This is a genomic window from Paenibacillus xerothermodurans (genome assembly GCF_002220865.2).
In the GTDB taxonomy this organism is placed as follows: domain Bacteria; phylum Bacillota; class Bacilli; order Paenibacillales; family NBRC-103111; genus Paenibacillus_S; species Paenibacillus_S xerothermodurans.
Map to the genome: position 1 here is coordinate 25,891 of NZ_NHRJ02000021.1, position 21,726 is coordinate 47,616.

At 48.4% G+C, this 21,726-nt stretch carries 21 protein-coding genes and 1 other annotated feature; all 21 genes read right to left on the reverse strand.

The window, feature by feature from the left end:
* Window positions 1-95: 95 nt before the first annotated feature.
* On the reverse strand, window positions 96-1,286 hold the full coding sequence (tuf, locus tag CBW46_RS20150) for an elongation factor Tu (RefSeq protein ID WP_089201754.1): 1,191 nt from the start codon (window positions 1,284-1,286) through the stop codon (window positions 96-98).
* A 38-nt stretch (window positions 1,287-1,324) separates the two neighbouring features.
* The gene (gene fusA / locus CBW46_RS20155) at window positions 1,325-3,400 is read right to left on the reverse strand and encodes an elongation factor G (RefSeq protein ID WP_089201755.1); all 2,076 of its coding nucleotides are present in this window, start codon (window positions 3,398-3,400) and stop codon (window positions 1,325-1,327) included.
* Window positions 3,401-3,437: 37 nt separating this feature from the next.
* Window positions 3,438-3,908, reverse strand: a complete 471-nt coding sequence (rpsG, locus tag CBW46_RS20160; RefSeq protein ID WP_089201756.1) for a 30S ribosomal protein S7 — start codon at window positions 3,906-3,908, stop codon at window positions 3,438-3,440.
* Between the two features lie 43 nt (window positions 3,909-3,951).
* A complete protein-coding gene (gene rpsL, locus CBW46_RS20165) occupies window positions 3,952-4,374 on the reverse strand; it encodes a 30S ribosomal protein S12 (protein ID WP_089201757.1) in 423 nt (140 codons plus the stop codon).
* Window positions 4,375-4,504: 130 nt separating this feature from the next.
* Window positions 4,505-4,756: a ribosomal L7Ae/L30e/S12e/Gadd45 family protein gene (locus tag CBW46_RS20170; protein WP_089201758.1), complete on the reverse strand. Its 252-nt coding sequence runs from the start codon at window positions 4,754-4,756 to the stop codon at window positions 4,505-4,507.
* Window positions 4,757-4,913: 157 nt separating this feature from the next.
* Window positions 4,914-8,534, reverse strand: coding sequence for a DNA-directed RNA polymerase subunit beta' (gene rpoC, locus CBW46_RS20175; protein ID WP_089201759.1), 3,621 nt, complete (start codon window positions 8,532-8,534; stop codon window positions 4,914-4,916).
* A gap of 149 nt (window positions 8,535-8,683) precedes the next feature.
* Window positions 8,684-12,220 (reverse strand): DNA-directed RNA polymerase subunit beta, encoded by a 3,537-nt coding sequence (rpoB, locus tag CBW46_RS20180; protein ID WP_089201760.1) that lies wholly within the window; start codon window positions 12,218-12,220, stop codon window positions 8,684-8,686.
* Window positions 12,221-12,548: 328 nt separating this feature from the next.
* Window positions 12,549-13,145, reverse strand: coding sequence for a class I SAM-dependent methyltransferase (locus CBW46_RS20185; protein ID WP_089201761.1), 597 nt, complete (start codon window positions 13,143-13,145; stop codon window positions 12,549-12,551).
* A 138-nt stretch (window positions 13,146-13,283) separates the two neighbouring features.
* Window positions 13,284-13,649 (reverse strand): 50S ribosomal protein L7/L12, encoded by a 366-nt coding sequence (gene rplL / locus CBW46_RS20190; RefSeq protein ID WP_089201762.1) that lies wholly within the window; start codon window positions 13,647-13,649, stop codon window positions 13,284-13,286.
* A gap of 53 nt (window positions 13,650-13,702) precedes the next feature.
* On the reverse strand, window positions 13,703-14,215 hold the full coding sequence (rplJ, locus tag CBW46_RS20195; protein ID WP_089201763.1) for a 50S ribosomal protein L10: 513 nt from the start codon (window positions 14,213-14,215) through the stop codon (window positions 13,703-13,705).
* A gap of 183 nt (window positions 14,216-14,398) precedes the next feature.
* Window positions 14,399-14,556 (reverse strand) — a sequence feature (ribosomal protein L10 leader region).
* Between the two features lie 54 nt (window positions 14,557-14,610).
* Window positions 14,611-15,303, reverse strand: coding sequence for a 50S ribosomal protein L1 (gene rplA / locus CBW46_RS20200; protein WP_089201764.1), 693 nt, complete (start codon window positions 15,301-15,303; stop codon window positions 14,611-14,613).
* A 96-nt stretch (window positions 15,304-15,399) separates the two neighbouring features.
* Window positions 15,400-15,825, reverse strand: coding sequence for a 50S ribosomal protein L11 (gene rplK, locus CBW46_RS20205; RefSeq protein WP_089201765.1), 426 nt, complete (start codon window positions 15,823-15,825; stop codon window positions 15,400-15,402).
* A gap of 46 nt (window positions 15,826-15,871) precedes the next feature.
* Window positions 15,872-16,405 (reverse strand): transcription termination/antitermination protein NusG, encoded by a 534-nt coding sequence (nusG, locus tag CBW46_RS20210; RefSeq protein WP_089201785.1) that lies wholly within the window; start codon window positions 16,403-16,405, stop codon window positions 15,872-15,874.
* 27 nt (window positions 16,406-16,432) lie between these two features.
* Complete coding sequence (secE, locus tag CBW46_RS20215) at window positions 16,433-16,636, reverse strand: preprotein translocase subunit SecE (RefSeq protein WP_089201766.1); 204 nt, start codon at window positions 16,634-16,636, stop codon at window positions 16,433-16,435.
* Between the two features lie 17 nt (window positions 16,637-16,653).
* Window positions 16,654-16,803, reverse strand: a complete 150-nt coding sequence (gene rpmG / locus CBW46_RS20220; RefSeq protein ID WP_089201767.1) for a 50S ribosomal protein L33 — start codon at window positions 16,801-16,803, stop codon at window positions 16,654-16,656.
* A gap of 243 nt (window positions 16,804-17,046) precedes the next feature.
* Window positions 17,047-17,691, reverse strand: a complete 645-nt coding sequence (gene sigH / locus CBW46_RS20225) for an RNA polymerase sporulation sigma factor SigH (RefSeq protein WP_089201768.1) — start codon at window positions 17,689-17,691, stop codon at window positions 17,047-17,049.
* A gap of 133 nt (window positions 17,692-17,824) precedes the next feature.
* Window positions 17,825-18,340 (reverse strand): NYN domain-containing protein, encoded by a 516-nt coding sequence (locus CBW46_RS20230; protein ID WP_165842386.1) that lies wholly within the window; start codon window positions 18,338-18,340, stop codon window positions 17,825-17,827.
* Window positions 18,341-18,352: 12 nt separating this feature from the next.
* Entirely contained in the window at window positions 18,353-19,096 is a 744-nt protein-coding gene (gene rlmB / locus CBW46_RS20235; protein WP_089201769.1) for a 23S rRNA (guanosine(2251)-2'-O)-methyltransferase RlmB, read from the reverse strand.
* Between the two features lie 57 nt (window positions 19,097-19,153).
* Complete coding sequence (locus tag CBW46_RS20240) at window positions 19,154-19,576, reverse strand: Mini-ribonuclease 3 (RefSeq protein ID WP_089201770.1); 423 nt, start codon at window positions 19,574-19,576, stop codon at window positions 19,154-19,156.
* Entirely contained in the window at window positions 19,576-20,970 is a 1,395-nt protein-coding gene (gene cysS, locus CBW46_RS20245) for a cysteine--tRNA ligase (protein ID WP_089201771.1), read from the reverse strand. Before cysS ends, CBW46_RS20240 begins: the two co-directional genes overlap by 1 nt.
* Window positions 20,921-21,622, reverse strand: coding sequence for a serine O-acetyltransferase (gene cysE / locus CBW46_RS20250; protein ID WP_089201772.1), 702 nt, complete (start codon window positions 21,620-21,622; stop codon window positions 20,921-20,923). The genes cysS and cysE overlap by 50 nt, the downstream gene beginning before the upstream one ends.
* Window positions 21,623-21,726: the final 104 nt, after the last annotated feature.

Below are 21,726 nucleotides of genomic sequence, written 5' to 3' on the forward strand. Positions count from 1 at the left end.
ATTGAGAACTAAAAAGCAAGCAAAAGTTTGTGTTTTTGTCTAAATAATAAAACCCCTCAACTCATAGAGTCAAAGGGGTTCTATGCTAATAGAAATTACTTGCTGATTGTAGCAACCGCACCCGCGCCAACTGTACGTCCGCCTTCACGAATCGCGAAGCGAGTACCTTCTTCGATAGCGATTGGGGAGATCAGTTCAACCGTAACAGTGATGTTGTCACCAGGCATAACCATTTCAGTACCTTCTGGAAGGTTAATGATACCTGTCACGTCAGTTGTACGGAAGTAGAACTGTGGGCGGTAGCCTGTGAAGAAAGGCTTATGACGGCCACCTTCTTCTTTAGTAAGAACGTAAATTTGAGCCGAGAATTGTGTATGAGGCTTAACGGAACCCACTTTAGCCAAAACCTGTCCACGCTCGATATCTTTACGATCCACACCGCGCAGCAATGCACCGATGTTGTCGCCAGCTTGAGCGGAGTCAAGAAGCTTACGGAACATTTCAACGCCTGTTACAACACTCTTACGAGTTTCTTCTGTAAGACCAACGATTTCAATCTCGTCTTGAACTTTAACCGTACCACGCTCTACACGGCCTGTAGCAACTGTACCACGACCAGTGATGGAGAACACGTCCTCGACAGGCATCAAGAAAGGCTTGTCAGTGTCGCGCTCTGGTGTAGGGATGTAAGTATCGATGTGTTCGAACAACTCAACGATTTTGTCAGCCCAAGGACCGTCTGGGTTTTGAAGAGCTTCACGAGCTGCACCACGGACGATTGGAGTGTCATCACCTGGGAATTCATATTCGTTAAGAAGGTCGCGAACTTCCATTTCAACCAATTCCAGAAGCTCTTCATCTTCAACCATGTCGCACTTGTTCAGGAACACAACGATGTAAGGCACGCCTACCTGACGGGACAAGAGGATGTGTTCGCGAGTTTGCGGCATAGGACCGTCAGCTGCGGATACAACCAGGATTGCGCCGTCCATTTGAGCAGCACCTGTGATCATGTTTTTAACATAGTCAGCGTGACCAGGGCAGTCAACGTGTGCATAGTGACGGTTCGGAGTCTCATATTCAACGTGAGCAGTGGAGATTGTGATACCGCGCTCACGTTCTTCAGGAGCTTTATCGATTTGGTCAAATGCAATCGCTGATCCACCGTATTTTTTGGACAATACAGTAGTAATAGCTGCAGTCAAAGTTGTTTTACCGTGGTCAACGTGACCAATCGTTCCGATATTAACGTGCGGTTTATTACGTTCAAATTTCGCTTTTGCCATGGTTAGATAGCCTCCTTAGAGTAACGTTTAGTGTATTATTAAGCGCCTTTGGTCTTTGCAACAATCTCTTCAGCAATGGATTTAGGCACTTCTTCATAGTGGGAAATTTCCATCGAGTAAACTCCGCGACCTTGTGTGCGGGAACGCAGTGTCGTCGAGTATCCGAACATCTCGGATAGCGGCACTTTCGCACGGATTATTTGAGCTCCAAAACGGTTATCCATGCCTTCGATACGACCACGACGAGAGTTCAAATCACCCATAACGTCGCCCATGTACTCTTCAGGCACAGTAACTTCCACTTTCATGATAGGCTCAAGCAATGCAGGGCGACACTTTTCGCCAGCAGCTTTTAAAGCCATGGAACCAGCGATCTTAAATGCCATCTCGTTGGAGTCAACATCATGGTAAGAACCGTCGACAACGGTTGCTTTGATATCAACCAGCGGGAAGCCGGCATATACACCGTTCTTCATGGTCTCTTCAATACCTGCTTGAATTGGGGCGATGTATTCTCTCGGAATTGCTCCACCCACGATCTTGCTTTCGAATTGGAAGCCTGTTCCTGCCTCGAGGGGCTCGAATTCAACCCAACAATGTCCGTATTGACCACGGCCACCGGATTGGCGAACGAACTTACCTTCGACCTTAGCAGCCTGACGGAATGTTTCACGGTAAGCAACCTGTGGTTTACCCACATTGGTTTCTACCTTGAACTCACGCAGCATACGGTCAACCAAGATCTCCAGGTGCAACTCACCCATACCGGCGATGATAGTTTGTCCTGTCTCTTCGTCCGTGTGTGCACGGAAAGTTGGATCTTCTTCGGAAAGCTTCTGCAAAGCGATACCCATTTTGTCTTGGTCAGCCTTGGTTTTAGGCTCAACCGCAAGCTGGATAACCGGCTCTGGGAAATTCATCGATTCAAGAATAACCGGGTTCTTCTCATCACACAACGTGTCGCCTGTAGTAGTATCTTTCAAACCTACCGCAGCTGCAATGTCACCAGCATACACTTCGCTGATTTCCTGACGGCTGTTGGCGTGCATTTGAAGGATACGACCAATTCTTTCACGCTTACCTTTAGTAGCGTTGATCACATAGGATCCAGAGTTCAGCACTCCGGAGTACACGCGGAAGAATGTGAGTCTACCAACAAACGGGTCTGTCATGATTTTGAAAGCCAAAGCTGCAAACGGTTGATCGTCCGCAGATTTACGAGTGACTTCCGTGCCATCTTCCAACGTACCTTTGATATCCGGTACATCGATAGGAGCCGGCAGATAGTCAACTACAGCATCCAGCATCAATTGAACGCCTTTGTTTCTGTAAGAGGATCCGCAGATAACCGGGAAAATCTTAACTTGGACAACGCCTGTGCGCAGCGCTGATTTGATCTCTTCGACAGTGAGTTCCTCGCCCTCGAGATACTTCATGGTCAGCTCTTCATCCAATTCAGCGACTTTCTCAATCAGTTCAAGTCTCAATTCTTCCACCTGATCCTTGAATTCTGCCGGCACATCTACTTCTTCTACCTCTTTACCCAAATCGTCCTTGTACATATAGGCACGCTGCTCGACCAAGTCGATGATGCCTCGGAAGTCATTCTCAGCGCCGATAGGCAATTGAATAGCGACTGCGTTCGCGCCAAGTCTTTCACGCATCTGCTGAATCGCACCCAAGAAATCTGCACCGATGATGTCCATTTTGTTTACATAAGCGATACGAGGAACGCCATATTTGTCAGCTTGACGCCACACTGTCTCGGACTGTGGTTCAACGCCTTCTTTGGCACTGAATACGCCTACTGCCCCGTCCAACACGCGCAGGGAACGCTCGACTTCAACTGTGAAGTCAACGTGTCCCGGGGTATCGATAATATTGATGCGGTGACCCTTCCAAGCGGCAGTAGTTGCAGCAGACGTGATCGTGATTCCACGCTCCTGCTCTTGCTCCATCCAGTCCATCGTTGCAGCACCTTCATGCACTTCACCGATTTTGTGTGTACGTCCTGTGTAGAACAAGATCCGCTCAGTTGTTGTCGTTTTACCCGCATCAATATGCGCCATGATCCCGATATTACGCGTATCTTTCAAGGAGAACTCTCTAGCCATTAGGATGTCTCCTTTCAAAATTCAAAGAGTTTAAATTCTACCAACGATAGTGTGCGAAAGCTTTGTTAGCTTCGGCCATTTTGTGTGTATCTTCACGCTTCTTGACCGCAGCACCAGTATTGTTGCTGGCATCAATAATCTCTTGAGCCAATCTTTCTTCCATCGTTTTCTCACCACGAAGGCGAGCGTAGTTCACCAACCAGCGTAGACCCAAAGTCGTACGGCGATCTGGTCTAACTTCGATAGGCACTTGGTAGTTCGCGCCACCAACACGACGAGCTTTAACTTCAAGAACAGGCATGATGTTTTTGATTGCTGCTTCAAACACTTCCATCGGTTCCTTACCTGTACGTTCTTGAATCATGTTAAAAGCGTTGTATAGGATGGTCTGAGCGACCCCTCTTTTGCCATCAAGCATAATACGATTGATTAAACGAGTAACCAGCTTGCTATTGTAAATAGGATCTGGCAATACGTCTCTGCGAGTAACTGGACCTTTACGAGGCATAGTTATCCCCCTTTCTCAAAAAGTAAATCCTAGCGGAATTCAATTATTGCTTAGCTGCTTTCGGACGCTTCGCACCGTACTTGGAACGAGCTTGTTTACGGTTGTTCACACCCGCAGTATCCAATGCACCGCGAACGATGTGATAACGTACCCCTGGAAGGTCTTTAATTCTACCTCCACGGATCAGCACTACGCTGTGTTCTTGCAAGTTATGTCCGATACCTGGAATGTACGCAGTTACCTCAACACGGTTTGTCAAACGAACACGAGCATATTTACGAAGTGCGGAGTTAGGTTTCTTAGGTGTCATCGTACCTACACGAGTGCACACACCGCGTTTTTGCGGAGCGCTGATGTCAGTAGCTTCTCTTTTCAACGCGTTGAAACCTTTTTGAAGAGCAGGGGATTTGGATTTCTCCACCTTTGCTTGACGTCCTTTACGAACGAGTTGGTTAATTGTTGGCATGTCGCCACCTCCTTCCAAATGTTTAAATTTCCGTGCATTTCAAGCCCACAGATCCAGGCGAATCGTAAATGAACAAAGGAAAAGTTTTTGTCATCGTCCCACTGCTGAGAAGTAACAAAAACGATTAACATTATTCATTTACCACGGCTGCAACAGCAGCCCCAACTTCAATTCCACACGCGGTACCTAATTGCTTCATGGAATCTACGTATGTTATTGCAACCCCTCTTCGATGGCAGAGGTTGACCAATTTTATCGTAACTCGCGGATCTGCATCTTTAGCAACAAAAACTTCTGAAACCTTATTTGAATCAACCATTCTTGATGCCTGCTTCGCACCTATTATTATGTTTGCAGCCTGTTTGACTTTTTCGTAAGACATGATAACACATCCTCCAAAGAACAGGAAACTCACGATAAAATGGCACACTTCGATATCTTAGCATTCGCCAGGTATCATTGTCAAGAAAATAAGACTGCCTTCACACAGAAATTATGCATTCCTCTGTGAAGGCAGCTAGGTCACTTACCACATCATTTTAGTCGACTGACACGGCTTCCCTTTCCAGCGTATCTTCGCCTGGAACCCCCGCATCCGCATTAGTGATTCGGATATTACGGTATCTAGCCATTCCTGTGCCTGCCGGAATTAGCTTACCGATAATAACATTTTCTTTCAGACCAAGCAGTTGGTCGACTTTACCCTTGATAGCGGCATCGGTCAACACGCGAGTAGTCTCTTGGAACGATGCTGCGGACAAGAAGGAATCTGTTTCAAGCGATGCCTTGGTGATACCAAGCAGCACCGGCTTAGCAACAGCTGGCTCCTCATTAGCAAACAGCGCCACTTTATTTGCCTCTTCGTACTCATGAATGTCTACAAAGGCACCAGGAAGCAGCGTCGTATTCCCGGAGTCAACGATACGGATCTTCCGAAGCATTTGGCGAACCATCACTTCGATGTGTTTATCGTTGATTTCTACCCCTTGGTTACGATATACGCGTTGAACTTCCTGCAGGATGTAGTTTTGCACACCACGAATACCTTTAATTCGAAGCATTTCCTTCGGATCGATAGAGCCTTCGGTCAACTCGTCCCCGGCTTCCACGGTTTGGTTCACCTGAACGCGAACTCGGGAGCCGTAAGGCACTGCGTAGACCTTCGATTCAGCCTCACCTAACACTTCAATTTCACGGCGGTCTTTCGCTTCACGAATGTCTTTGACCACACCGTCAATCTCGGTGATGATAGCTTGACCTTTAGGGTTTCTAGCTTCAAACAACTCTTGAATACGCGGCAAACCTTGTGTGATGTCATCGCCTGCAACGCCCCCAGTATGGAACGTACGCATTGTCAACTGGGTTCCTGGTTCACCGATGGATTGTGCTGCGATAATACCTACAGCTTCACCGATTTCTACGTGATTTCCGGTTGCCAAGTTGCGGCCATAGCACTTTTTGCATACGCCATGTCTGGAACGACAGCTCAATACGGAGCGAATTTGCAGTTTTTCAATCCCCGCCGCAATGATGGCGTCCGCGGTATTGGCTTCGATCAGTTCGTTGCGTGCCACGATGACTTCGCCGTTGATTGGGCTGCGAATCGTTTCAAATGCATACCGACCTTCGATGCGGTCAAACAGATCCTCAATGACTTCTTTACCGTCCTGAATCCGGCTCACGGTAAAGCCTTTATCGGTGCCGCAATCGTCCTCGCGTACAATTACGTCTTGTGCAACGTCAACGAGACGACGGGTCAGATAACCAGAGTCAGCCGTACGCAACGCGGTATCGGCCAAACCTTTCCGCGCGCCGTGCGTGGAGATAAAGTACTCCAACACTGTCAGGCCCTCTCGGAAGTTCGATTTGATCGGAAGCTCGATGATTTTACCCGACGGGTTAGCCATCAAACCACGCATCCCGCCAAGCTGAGTAATCTGAGATTTATTACCCCGCGCCTTGGATTCCACCATCATGTTGATGGAGTTGTATTTGTCAAGGGACTTCATCAGAATGTCTGTCAATTCATCCTTAGCCTTACTCCAAATAGCAATAACACGGTCATAGCGTTCTTCGTCGGTAATCAAACCGCGACGATACTGATTGGTCACGATATGAACCTTCTCTTCGGATTCTTTCAAAATTGCTTCTTTCTCCGTAGGCACCGTGACGTCAGCTACCGCAATTGTAATACCGGCTCTTGTGGAGTAGGTGAACCCCAGCGATTTAATACGGTCCAAGATGATAGAAGTCTGTGTTGTATGATACTTGCGGAAACATTCAGCGATGATTGTACCCAAGTACTCTTTACCAACGGCTTTTTCCTCAGGCAGTTCCTCCATCTTCTTGCGAATATCCGCGCCTTTCTCAAATACAAAGTATTCATTTGGCGTCCCTTGCAGCAGGTTTGCCTTCGTTGCCTCGTTGATGTAAGGGAAATCCGGAGGGTAAATCTCGTTGAAAATTACCTTACCGATAGTTGTGATCAGCATAGCTTTCTGCTGTTCCGGCGTGAAGCTCGTTTTGTTCAGAGCTCTGGCCGGTATAGCGATACGAGCATGCAAGGATGCAGCGCCACGGTGGTACAACGACACTGCGTCAGCCACCGATCGAACGAAGCTGAGCGAACCCTTAGCTTTTTTATTGACTGTTGTCAAATAGAAGCTGCCCAAGACCATATCCTGAGACGGGGTTACGACAGGCTTACCGTCTTTCGGGTTAAGAATGTTTCCTGCGGCCAGCATCAACAAACGAGCTTCAGTTTGTGCTTCGGCAGACAACGGTACGTGAACCGCCATTTGGTCACCGTCAAAGTCGGCGTTATACGCTGTACATACCAGAGGATGCAGCTTGATAGCGCGACCTTCTACCAAGATTGGTTCGAAAGCCTGAATACCTAATCTATGCAGCGTAGGGGCACGATTCAATAGAACCGGATGCTCCTTAATCACTTCTTCCAAGACGTCCCACACTTCCGGACTAACGCGTTCTACTTTGCGTTTTGCGCTTTTGATGTTGTGCGCCAATCCCTTGTTAACCAATTCCTTCATAACAAAAGGTTTGAACAGCTCAAGCGCCATTTCTTTCGGTAATCCGCATTGGTACATTTTCAAGCTTGGTCCTACAACGATAACGGAACGGCCTGAGTAGTCAACACGTTTACCCAACAGGTTTTGGCGGAAACGACCTTGCTTACCCTTCAACATGTGGCTGAGGGACTTCAACGGCCGATTACCAGGGCCAGTAACCGGACGACCGCGGCGGCCGTTGTCGATCAGCGCATCGACGGCTTCCTGCAGCATCCGCTTCTCATTTTGGACGATGATGTCCGGTGCGCCAAGATCCAACAGCCTTTTCAGACGGTTGTTCCGGTTGATCACGCGACGATACAAGTCGTTCAAGTCAGAAGTGGCGAAGCGTCCACCGTCCAATTGAACCATCGGACGCAGTTCCGGCGGAATAACTGGCAATACGTCCAGCACCATCCACTCTGGCGCATTTTTCGAGTTGCGGAAAGCTTCCATAACTTCCAACCGTTTGATCGCGCGGTTACGGCGCTGACCTTGAGCGGTTTTCAGCTCTTCTTTCAGCATTTCTACTTCTCTGTCGATTTCGATGTCTTGCAGCAGCTTTTTCACCGCTTCCGCACCCATACCGGCTTGGAACGCGTAACCGTACTTCTCACGGTAGCTGCGGTATTCTTTCTCAGACAACAGCTGCTTTTTCTCAAGCGGAGTGTCACCAGGGTCGGTAACTACATAGGAAGCAAAATAGATAATCTCTTCGAGAGAACGAGGAGACATATCCAACGCCAAACCCATGCGGCTTGGGATTCCTTTGAAATACCAGATATGAGAAACAGGAGCTGCCAGCTCGATGTGACCCATGCGTTCACGGCGAACCTTTTGCCGCGTAACTTCTACACCACAGCGATCACAGACAACGCCCTTGTAACGCACACGCTTATACTTGCCGCAATGGCATTCCCAGTCTTTCGTTGGTCCAAAAATCTTTTCGCAGAACAGACCTTCCTTTTCAGGTTTCAAAGTTCTGTAGTTAATAGTTTCCGGCTTCTTCACTTCCCCGCGGGACCACGAACGGATCTTCTCCGGAGAAGCCAATCCAATTTTCATAAACTCGAAGTTGTTAACGTCCATCAAGGAGCAACCCTCCTTTAGAATGTACTATATGATAAGCCAAGGCCTCGCGGTGAGACCGCGCAATACGACGCGGCCCGACCGAGAGCAAGGCTGTTTGTGCAGCATCAGTGAGTTAAATCAGAATCCGGTCACAAGACTACTTTACTACGTTACTCTACACCTAACTCCGCGCCTTCGAGATTAAGATTCAGCTTATCGCTGGTTACCTCATCCTCGTCGTCCATTTCCCTCATCTCGATCTCCTGCTCATCGCCTGATAGGATCTTAACATCCATACCCAAGCTTTGAAGCTCCTTGATCAGAACCTTGAACGATTCCGGAACACCCGGCTCAGGCACATTCTCACCTTTGACGATCGACTCGTACGTTTTGACACGTCCTACCACGTCATCGGATTTCACAGTGAGGATCTCTTGCAGTGTATAAGCCGCACCGTACGCCTCGAGCGCCCATACCTCCATCTCACCGAACCGCTGACCGCCGAACTGAGCTTTACCGCCCAGAGGTTGCTGCGTAACGAGAGAGTAAGGACCTGTGGAACGTGCATGGATCTTATCGTCGACCATGTGGGCCAGCTTGATCATGTACATGATGCCCACCGTAACCTCACGTTCAAACGGCTCGCCCGTGCGGCCGTCAAACAGCATTGTTTTACCGTTCCGCTGCATTCCGGCTTCTTCCATCGTGTCGAACACGTCATGTTCACGCGCTCCGTCAAACACCGGAGTTGCAGTATGGATTCCGAGATACTTCGCAGCCATACCTAAGTGAACTTCCAAGACCTGTCCGATGTTCATCCGTGAAGGAACGCCAAGAGGATTCAGTACTACTTGTACAGGAGTGCCATCAGGCATGAACGGCATGTCCTCTTCGGGCAGAATGCGTGCGATAACCCCTTTGTTACCATGGCGGCCTGCCATCTTATCCCCTTCGGAGATCTTCCGCTTCTGAGCGATGTAGACTCGCACCAGCTGATTCACACCAGGAGGCAGCTCATCGCCGTTCTCACGGGTGAACACTTTTACGTCGACTACGATACCGTCCGTACCGTGTGGTACGCGCAGCGATGTGTCACGCACTTCCCGTGCCTTCTCACCGAAGATGGCATGAAGCAGACGCTCTTCAGCCGTAAGCTCGGTAACCCCTTTTGGCGTTACTTTACCTACCAGAATGTCGCCGGCGCCGATTTCAGCACCAACTCGAATAATGCCGCGCTCGTCCAGGTTCTTCAGCGCGTCCTCACCAACGTTAGGAATATCGCGCGTGATTTCTTCAGGACCGAGCTTAGTGTCTCTGGCTTCGGACTCGTATTCCTCGATGTGAATCGATGTATACACGTCTTCTTTTACCAGTTTTTCGCTTAGCAGAATCGCATCCTCATAGTTGTAACCTTCCCATGTCATAAAGGCAACGACTACGTTACGGCCCAACGCCAATTCACCCATTTCGGTTGACGGTCCGTCAGCCAAAATATCGCCAACACGTACCTGTTCGCCTGTTTGGCAGATTGGACGCTGATTGATGCAAGTACCTTGGTTAGAACGCTCAAACTTGTGAAGCTTATGCTTGATCAAGTCGCCGTTAACGAGTTTACCGTCCACCATCGCTTGTCGGCGCACCCAAATTTCGTTAGCTGTTACACGTTCCACCACACCGTCGACTTTGGACACGATGCAGACACCAGAGTCTTTGGCTGACTTGTGCTCCATACCGGTACCAACCAACGGTGACTTCGGTATCAATAGCGGCACAGCCTGACGCTGCATGTTCGAACCCATCAATGCGCGGTTGGAGTCATCGTTTTCCAGGAACGGAATTAACGCCGTGGCAACCGATACAACCTGCTTCGGAGACACGTCCATATAGTCAACGCGTTCTTTTGGAAGCGTCAAAATTTCATCTTTGTAGCGCACGATGACGGTATCATTAGCAAATTTTCCATCCTCGGTTAGTTCGGCATTCGCTTGCGCTACAACGTAGTTATCCTCTTCGTCCGCAGTCAAATAAGCGATTTGCTCGGTCACTGTACCCGTTTTAGGATCGACCCAACGATAGGGAGCTTCAATAAACCCATATTCGTTGATTCTGGCAAACGTGGATAGAGAGTTGATCAAACCGATGTTCGGACCTTCCGGCGTTTCAATCGGACACATGCGCCCATAGTGGGAGTGATGCACGTCACGAACTTCAAAGCCTGCGCGCTCTCTCGTCAAACCACCGGGCCCGAGAGCAGACAAACGACGTTTGTGCGTCAACTCAGCCAGCGGATTCGTTTGGTCCATAAATTGGGACAGCTGGGAGCTGCCGAAGAACTCCTTAATCGAAGCGATAACCGGTCTGATATTAATTAAAGCTTGTGGAGTAATTACGTTGGCATCTTGAATCGACATCCGTTCGCGCACTACGCGCTCCATCCGGGATAATCCGATACGGAACTGGTTTTGCAGCAACTCACCGACAGAACGCAGCCGTCTGTTACCAAGATGATCGATGTCGTCCGTATTTCCTATGCCATGCAATAGGTTTATAAAATAGTTGATGGATGCAATAATATCTGCAGGGGTAATATGCTTTACCGTCTTATCAATCTTACCATTGGAAATCAGCTTAATGACCTTACCGTCTTCGATCGGAGAGAACACATTGATGCATTGCAGAGGAATTTGCTGCATATCATTCATACCGTTAGCAGCAGTGTACTCCTTGAAGCCCACGTTTTCCTCCAGATGCGGGATGATTTGGTCGAGCAAGCGACGATCCAACACCTGACCTGCTTCAGCCACGATCTCACCTGTCTCTGGGTCAATTAGCGTTTCCGCCAAACGTTGATTGAACAAACGGTTTTTGATGTGCAGCTTTTTGTTGATTTTGTAACGACCTACATTGGCCAAATCATATCGCTTAGGATCGAAGAAGCGTGCCACCAGCAAACTTCTAGCGTTATCCAAAGTCGGCGGTTCACCCGGACGCAGCCGTTCATAAATCTCAATTAGCGCTTTATCCGTTGAATCTGTGTTGTCTTTGTCGAGCGTATTGCGAATATACTCATCGTCGCCCAACAAATCCAAAATTTCCGCATCTGTGCCGAAGCCGAGAGCTCTCAGTAACACTGTTACAGGGATCTTACGGGTACGGTCGATACGGACATATATGATATCTTTAGCATCCGTCTCCAGCTCAAGCCACGCGCCGCGGTTAGGGATAACGGTTGCAGTATACGTTTTCTTACCGTTTTTGTCGGTTTTTGTATTGTAATAGACGCTTGGCGAACGAACCAACTGACTGACGATAACGCGTTCCGCACCGTTGATAATAAATGTTCCCGTTTCCGTCATCAAAGGGAAGTCACCCATAAACACTTCCTGCTCTTTGACTTCGCCGGTCTCTTTATTGATCAAACGAACTTTCACGCGAAGCGGAGCTGCGTAAGTGACGTCGCGTTCCTTGGATTCATCAACAGAGTACTTAGGCTCGCCCAAGCTATAGTCGATAAATTCCAACACCAGGTTCCCCGTGAAGTCTTGGATTGGGGAAATATCTTGAAACATTTCACGCAAGCCTTCTTCCAAAAACCATTCGTACGATTTTTGTTGGATTTCAATCAGGTTAGGAACTTCCAAAACCTCATCGATCCGAGCGTATGACCTGCGTTTGCGTCGACCTAATTGAACAAGATGTCCCGCCATATTTGATTCACCCCTTATGTCTACTCAATAGAACAAAATAAAAGCCTCTCCTGAAGCCTTCTCGAGTAAATACCGTTGAAGTGACACTTCTTTTAGAAGCTTCTGATCTATCTGCAGTCTTTATTACCACAATTTGCTTGCTACCATGTAGGCTTCACTTAAAATTTAAACATTATACGTCTAACGTCTAAATTTTATGCAATCATGCCGGAAAAATTTTCTTGACATTTTAGCAAACTAAAGGGAAACACTACACTTCTAATACTGACATTTTATAATAATACCACATACAAAAAGTGAAGTCAACATTTTGTCACACTCGCATTTTTCACTTCACCGCTTTAAATATACGGTACCCTTTGTCCTTGCCAATCTCCACGACGTTGGAAAACAAACTGTCCAGCTTCGTAAACGCAGAAGGCGCCCCTTGTTTTTTTTGTATTACGACCCACAAGGCGCCGCCGGGACTTAGAACCTCGAACGCCTGTTCAAAAATGCGGTGTACCGTTGCCTTTCCCGCACGGATGGGCGGGTTGGTGAGAACGACGTCATAAGTCCGATCCATCACAGCTTTCAGCATGTCACTTTGAATGATCTCCACATTAGCAACATGGTTGCGCTCAGCATTCTGGCGCGCCAATGCTACTGCCCGTTCGTTAATGTCGACCATGGTGACCTTGCCCTCACTCGCCAGTACGGCAGCCGCTAGTCCGATTGGACCATAGCCGCAGCCCACATCCAGCACGGAGGCGTCGCGCGAAATTTCCATTGCATGAATCAAAGCCTTCGAGCCATAATCCACACCTTTTTTAGAAAACACACCTGCGTCGGTCGCGAACTTATATTTGCGGCCACGCAGTGTTTCCTCTATTATATGAACGTCATGTGCCATGGTTGGTGTTTGTGAATAGTAGTGTTCGGACATCCAGGTCACCTCATAGATTGTTTACAGCCTAGCATTCGCAAAACACCAAGGCCTCTATTACAAAGCATAGCTTGGTTTTCGCAAAAAAACAAACCCCCCTGGAGAAACAACTCCAAGGGGGTTGGGCCGAAGTGTAACTTACTTCACTTCTACAGCAGCGCCTGCTTCTTCAAGCTTAGCTTTAACAGCATCCGCTTCTTCTTTACCCACTTTTTCTTTGATTGGTTTTGGTGCGCCGTCAACCAAGTCTTTAGCTTCTTTCAAGCCAAGGCCAGTGATTTCGCGAACAACTTTGATAACGTTGATTTTGGAAGCGCCAGCGCCAGTCAAGATTACGTCGAACTCGGATTGCTCAACAGCCTCTGCCGCTGCACCGCCGCCACCTGCAACAGCTACTGGAGCTGCAGCAGTTACGCCGAATTCGTCTTCGATCGCTTTTACAAGATCGTTCAATTCCAATACAGACATACCTTTGATTGCTTCCAAGATTTGCTCTTTACTCATGGTATATATACCTCCGATAATTTGGGTTTATATTATGTTCTTACGAACATAATTTAAGCTTCTTGCGCGCCGCCGTCCTGCTTTTCTGCCACAGCTTTAACCGCAAGGGCGAAGTTGCGAACAGGAGCTTGAAGCACGCTGAGCAACATGGACAGCAAACCTTCTCTGGAAGGAAGAGCGGCCAATTCCTTAATTTGGTCAGTACCAACAACTTTACCTTCAACTACGCCTGCTTTCACGTTCAGCGCATCGTTCTTTTTAGCAAAATCCGTTAGGATTTTCGCTGGAGTGACCACATCATCCTTACTGAATGCGATCGCAGTAGGGCCAGTCAAAAACTCATCCAGCGCAGTCAACTCAGCATTCGCTGTTGCACGTCTTGTCAACGTGTTCTTCAACACTTGGAACTCAATGCCCGCTTCACGCAGTTGTTTGCGAAGCTCGGTCACTTGTCCCACGTTCAAACCGCGGTAGTCCGCGACGATTGTGCAGGAGCTTTCCTTAAGCTTGTCAGTGACTTCAGCTACTTGTTGAGACTTTAATTCTAATGTTTTCGCGTTTGGCATGTTTTTTGCACCTCCTATGTTGCTTCCGGTGTGGAAGCTGTTCTCGTAAGTAAACACTCACCTAACTTCTGGCAAGGGTATATTCCAGCGGCCCTGAGAAACTAACTCTCTCGCAACTTATCTCGTAAACAAAATGTGAGCCCGTAAGCTGAATTAAAAGCCAATGTGCTGCGATAACATCCGCTAAAACGCGAAAATGCCTTCGCAGACACTGCGAAGGCATGATGATTCACATGATCTTTGTCGTTCATCAAAGATTGGTGATTCTATATCATAACACCTCGGCAGGAAATTAAGCCTATTCAAGCACCTGCTGTCTACGGTAAGTCATATTCGTTTGTCAACTTAGATAGGTTAGCATGCGAGACTGTAAAAGTCAACCGCCAGCTTTACACTTATCTAACGGCTTGTACGTTTACGCGAGCGCTAGGACCCATCGTCGAGGATACTGCAATGTTTTTCAGGTATACACCTTTAGCAGCTGCAGGCTTCGCTCTGTTTAAAGCATCAACCAACGCAGTGAAGTTTTCAGTCAACTTCTCAGCATCAAAGGATGCTTTACCGATTGGAGCATGGATTTGTCCGGCTTTGTCCAAGCGATATTCGATTTTACCAGCCTTGATCTCTTGAACCGCTTTAGCTACGTCAAATGTAACTGTACCGGCTTTAGGATTCGGCATCAAACCTTTACCACCCAAGATACGGCCGAGCTTACCCACTTCACTCATCATGTCCGGAGTCGCTACGCAAACATCAAATTCAAACCAGCCTTGCTGGATTTTGTTAATCATGTCTTGGTCGCCAACGTAATCGGCACCAGCAGCTTCCGCTTCCTTCGCCTTTTCGCCTTTTGCGAACACAAGAACACGTTGAGTTTTACCAGTACCATGCGGCAGTACAACAACGCCACGCACCGCTTGGTCTTGTTTTCTTGGGTCTACGCCCAAACGTACTGCAACTTCAACAGTCTCGTCAAATTTTGCAGTCGCTGATTTTTTCACCAGCTCGATAGCTTCAGCCGGCTCATACAATGCTTCCGGATCAATCAGCTTCGCAGCTTCCTGATACTTTTTACCATGTTTCGCCATGATGTTATTTCCTCCTTTTGTGGTATTAGCGGAATATCCTCCCACTGTCGCGTCCATCGGACGCCATGAAAACGCAATCGCATATAACGGATCGAATTAGTCTTCGATAACAACGCCCATGCTGCGAGCAGTACCTTCGACCATACGCATTGCAGCCTCAACGGATGCAGCGTTCAGGTCAGGCATTTTTTGTTCAGCGATTTGACGAACTGTCGCACGCTTAACGGTTGCAACTTTTTTCTTGTTAGGCTCGCCGGATCCTTTTTCAATCTTCGCAGCTACACGCAGCAATACAGCAGCCGGTGGAGTCTTGGTGATGAAAGTAAAGGAACGGTCCTCGAACACTGTGATTTCAACAGGAATAATCAAACCAGCTTGATCTGCAGTACGAGCGTTAAACTCCTTACAGAACGCCATGATGTTAACGCCTGCTTGACCCAAAGCCGGACCGATTGGAGGAGCCGGGTTCGCTTTGCCAGCTGGCACTTGAAGCTTAACAACCTTGATAACCTTTTTTGCCATGGTGATACACCCCCTTGTACATAGTATGACGGAACCTCGCTGTCACTTAGAGCTTTTCCACCTGGTGGTAGTCCAACTCGAGTGGCGTTTCCCGTCCAAACATATTGACATGCACCTTCAACTTGGCTTTATCGACCAGAATTTCTTCGACGGTTCCGACAAAGTTAGCAAAAGGTCCCACCTTCACACGCACCGTGTCTTTCAGATCGAAGTCAATTTTCGGCTTCGGTTCTTCCATGCCCATATGCTTGAGAATGGCTTCAACTTCCTCTGGAAGCAGCGCAGTCGGCTTCGAGCCAGACCCAGTCGAGCCGACAAAGCCCGTCACACCCGGTGTGTTACGCACGACATACCAGGAATCATCGGTTTGGATCATCTCCACCAAAACGTAGCCCGGATACACCTTACGCATCACTGTCTTCTTCTTGCCGTCTTTGTTCACCAGCTCTTCTTCCATCGGTACCAAAACTCGAAAAATCTTGTCCGTCATATTCATGGACTCAACACGTTTTTCCAAGTTGGCTTTGACCTTGTTCTCATACCCGGAATAGGTATGTACAACGTACCATCGTTTTTCCATTTCCATAGTGGCCACCTTACTTCCGCCTTATTTATTAAAAACGAGGCGAAGCAGCTCAGAAATACCCAGATCCAGCACGTAGAAATAGACAGTCACAAAGATGACCGTAAACAACACAACCAGCGTATAGCTGATGAGCTCTTTACGACTTGGCCACTTCACCTTTTTCAGTTCAGACCAGCTGTCCGAAAAGAAGGAAAATGTGTTCTTCATTCTAGCCAGAAAGGACACAACCACACCTCCAAAAACTACCTAGTTTCGCGATGAGCGGTATGTTCATTGCAAAACTTGCAAAACTTCTTCAACTCCATGCGGTCAGGGTTGTTGCGCTTATTTTTATCGGTCGTATAGTTTCTTTGCTTGCAGTTCGTGCACGCTAACGTGATAATAACCCGCATGATGTACACCTCCTACGGACCAGCCTCATATTTTGAAAACCTTAACGATCAGCAAAAAAACGCCTCATTTCTTAAGGCTACCTGAATACTTTAGCATAGCGCGTTTTTCATGTCAAGGCAAACCTATTAACACAAACACCGCTCATTCAGCTTTTGTTACACTCTCAGTATTAACGCTGATTCCGAAGGATAAACCAGACCAAAAAAATAAAGCACCCCGCACGTATGCGAAAAGTGCTACGTTCATGCATCCCTTACTTCCAGGTACCGTTCCAACTTACGTTTCACCCGCTGCAGCGCATTGTCTATGGACTTCACATGCCGGTCCAAATCGACGGCGATCTCCTGATACGAACGACCATCCAAATACAGCATCAGAACCCTGCGTTCGAGGTCACTCAAAATCTCACCCATCTTATCTTCCAATCCGCTGAATTCTTCTTGATTGATAATCAATTCCTCAGGATCGGTAACACGCGAACCGCAAATGACGTCAAGCAAGGTGCGGTCGGAATCTTCATCATAGATGGGCTTGTCCAACGAAACGTATGAATTCAAAGGAATGTGTTTTTGTCTGGTGGCTGTTTTGATTGCCGTAATAATCTGGCGTGTGATACATAGTTCCGCGAAGGCTTTGAATGAAGCCAGCTTGTCACCACGAAAGTCGCGAATCGATTTATATAAACCTATCATACCTTCTTGCACAATGTCTTCTCTATCGGCGCCTATCAAAAAATAGGAGCGAGCTTTGGCGCGCACGAAATTCCTGTACTTGTTGATCAAGTACTCCAGTGCGTCACTTTCCCCGCCGCGGACCGCCTCGACAAGTTCTTCATCTGCCTTGAGGTCATATTCGCACATTCTCAGTTCTTTGAGGTCGACACTCACCAATAATCCCTCCGGCCTGGCAAGACTGCAAGTCTATGACTGCGTTTCTTCTTGAAAGATAGGACTAGTATACATTATGTAATCTGCCAGCGTCAACAAAATTCCCATTCACAACAGCTGAAAATGCCCGGATTTACTGGCCTCGGCGCCACTTTTCGAATAAATCCTTCATTTCATTGCTGAGCTTGCTGTCAAAAGTGTTTCGCTTACCGGATCGCTCTTCCTTGATTTTATGCTGTATTTCACGCTTGGCTAAATCGAGCTTGATACGCAGTTCACCAGCCGGCACCCGGAAGGCACCTTTACCAAAAATCACATGCTGCTCCGTCATATCTGAAGTTGCGACATATATCTGCCTGCGCCGTCCGATGTTCTCCGCCACCAACCGCTCAATCAGCTCGTCCGCTGTTTCTTTCTCCTTGGTGTAGAATATTCGGAGCTTACTCTGCACATACTTCCCGCCCAAGCCGGGCACGTAGTAGGCATCAAACACCAGAAGCACCTTGACCCCTGAGTACGACTGGTACTCAGCCAGCATCTCGATCAGCCGGTCACGCGCTTCCTCCAGACTGACTTCCTTGAGCTTTTGCAGCTCCGGCCAGGCGCCAATAATATTGTATCCGTCCACTATCAGAATTTCTTGCATCATGCCCCGAGCCAGCTATTTCGCCGCTAACCGTTGGCGGATTACTTCATACATCAACACGGATGCAGCAACGGAAGCGTTCAATGAGTTCACATGGCCGAACATCGGAAGCTTCAGCAGAAAATCGCATTTTTCCTTGATGAGTCTGCCCATCCCCTTGTTCTCATTGCCGATAACGAGCGCCAGGGGCATATTGAGATTGGTCTGGTAAACCTGCTGCTGTGCAGCGACGTCTGTGCCGGCCACCCAAACCCCTCGTGCCTTCAACTGTTCAATCGTTTGGGCAAGATTTGTTACACGGGCAACAGGTACATATTCGACAGCGCCGGCCGATGTTTTAGAAACCGTAGCCGTCAAACCGACTGACCTGCGTTTGGGAATGATGACCCCATGCACCCCAGTGCAATCTGCGGTTCGAAGAATCGAACCTAAATTATGCGGATCCTCGATTTCGTCCAGGATCAGGATAAAGGGTTCTTCATTTCGGCTCTCGGCCAAAGCCAATATATCTTCCACTTCCACATATGCGTAAGCAGCGACTTGAGCGACCACGCCTTGATGCTGCACATTGTCGGCCATTTGATCGAGCTTTCTTTTATCAGCAAATTGTACGATCACGCCGTTCTGCTTAGCTTCTGCGATGATAGGCTGCGTGAGCTGCTTTTGGGTGTTTTCGGCAATCCATATTTTATTGATCGTTCTGCCTGAGCGCAGAGCTTCCAAAACGGAATGCTTACCCGCGATAAATTCTTCATCCATTGTAACCCCTCCTTTAGAACTAGCGCATCTTATCAATGGTGCCGCGGCCGGCGCGAGCTATTCCCGTTCCAGAGACAGCATAAGTAAAAATTGCAGCCGCTCGAGCTGCTTCGTGTAATATAAGTACCCGACCAGGCATTCGAAGGCAGTGCTGTGCCGATATTCCAAAATATCGGCGTTTTTCGCGGATGTGCCGGATTTGGCGTTACGTCCCCGCTTCACTATATCCAGCTCTTCATCGGTTAAGTGCGGCATCCACCGCTGCAGCGACTTAGCCTGGGCCTTCGCCGACACATATTGGGTCGACAGACGGTGCAAATGATTCGGCCGCTGATTAGGTTGGGCAATAGCATATTGTCGCACAAATACTTCATACACGGCGTCTCCGATGTAGGCCAGCACTATCGGATTCAACAGCTTGGGCTCTTTGGCGGGAGGAAAACAAAACAATTCGGAATCGATACTAAACGGCTCCTTCATTACTTACGCCGCCAGCGGATACCTTGTGGCGTATCCTCGAGAATGATACCCCGCTCCGTCAGCAGGTCGCGTATTTCGTCAGCCCGCGCCCAATTCTTGGCCTTGCGAGCCTCCGTGCGCTCTATGATCAACTGCTCGATTTCATCATCCAGCAGCTCTTCCGCCTTGGTTAGTATGCCCAGAATCTTATCCATCGCCTCGAACTGCTGCAGCAGGCGCTCCAGCGAACTGCGCGACACTTCTTTTTGCTGCATATGAAGATTCGCCGCGTTGACGAGCTCAAAAAATGCTGTCACTGCATCAGGTGTGTTGAAATCATCGTTCATTTTTTGCTCAAATTGGGTTTGTACGTCGCGCACAGCCCGCTCCACCGCCGGATCCACATCGCCGTCTCCCGCCGTACTCAAACGATGCTTGATATTGGACACACAGTTATCAATCCGGGCTAGACCGTTCTTGGCCTGCTCTATCGTCTCAGCACTAAAATTCAGGGGATTGCGGTAATGTGCGGACAGCATGAAATAGCGAATCAACTGCGGACTGAGCGATTCGAGCATTTGATTCACATTCACTCCGTTGCCGAGCGACTTCGACATCTTTTCGTTATTGATGTTGATGTATCCGTTATGCATCCAATACTTGGCCATCGGTCGGCCGGTCAAGCTTTCGGACTGGGCGATTTCACACTCATGATGCGGAAACTGCAGATCCTGTCCGCCGCCGTGGATGTCTATCGTATCACCTAAATATTTGCGTACCATGGCCGAGCACTCAATATGCCAGCCGGGTCTGCCATTACCCCATGGGCTGGACCAAAATATCTCACCCGGTTTCGCGGCTTTCCACAGCACAAAATCTTGGGGATTTTCCTTGCGCTCATCCACCTCGACACGGATACCGAACTGGAGTTCGTCTAAATTTTGATGCGACAGCTTACCGTATTCAGGGAACTTGGCTGTGCGGAAGTAGACGTCACCGCCATTCTCGTAGGCGAAGCCTTTTTCCACCAGACTGTCGATGAAGGCGATAATTTCGGCCATGTTTTCGGTCACGCGCGGGTTAAGTGTAGCTTTTTCAACGCCTAGACCTTCCGCATCCTCGTAGTACTTCTCAATAAACAGGTTCGCCACTTCAGGCACGGTCACACCCATCTGAGCGGCTTTCTTTATCAGTTTGTCATCCACATCCGTAAAATTCACCACATAATCGACTTCGTATCCAACCGACTCCAAGTAACGCCTTACCACATCAAAAAAGATCATGGGCCGAGCGTTGCCGATATGAATATAATCGTAGACGGTTGGACCGCATACATACATTTTCACTTTACCTGGCTCCAGCGGCTCAAACGCCTCCTTTGCTCTGGTTAGCGTGTTGTAGATTTTCAGTGCCATGCTCTTGGCTACCTCCATGTTTGGATTTAGTGGCGGCGAGCTCCGCCTTCAACTCATCAATCTGCTGCTGCATGTGCCGAAACATATCAATCATCGGATCAGGCAGCTTGTTGTGATCCAGCCGGTCTACGCGGACTCCGTTGCGCTTTACGATTTTCCCCTGCATGCCCACCACGGTACTGTTCTCAGGTACCTCGTGCAGCACCACCGCATTGGAACCTACCCTGGAATTATCGCCTATTGTGAAAGAGCCAAGTATCTTCGCGCCGGAGCCAATCACCACATTATTACCAATGGTGGGATGTCTCTTGCCCTTCTCTTTGCCGGTTCCGCCCAGGGTCACTCCTTGATACAACACCACATCATCACCGATTTCACACGTCTCTCCAATTACAACACCCATCCCGTGGTCGATAAAAAAGCGTCGGCCGATCACGGCTCCCGGATGAATCTCAATGCCCGTCATAAAACGGCTGATCTGAGAGATAACACGTGCGGCGGTGAACCAACGTCTACGGTACAGCCTATGTGCGATCCGGTGCGCCCAAAGAGCGTGCAAGCCGGAGTAAGTGAACACGACTTCAAACCAGCTGCGCGCCGCGGGGTCATTCTCAAATATAGTTGTGATATCCTCTTTAATGTTGTTAAACAAGAGTGTCACCTACCTTTAATCGAGCGAATTATTAAGAGTGTGAATAAAACGAAAAAGCCTCCGCAGCCACCTGGCTGCAGAGGCGATAATCGCTCGCGGTTCCA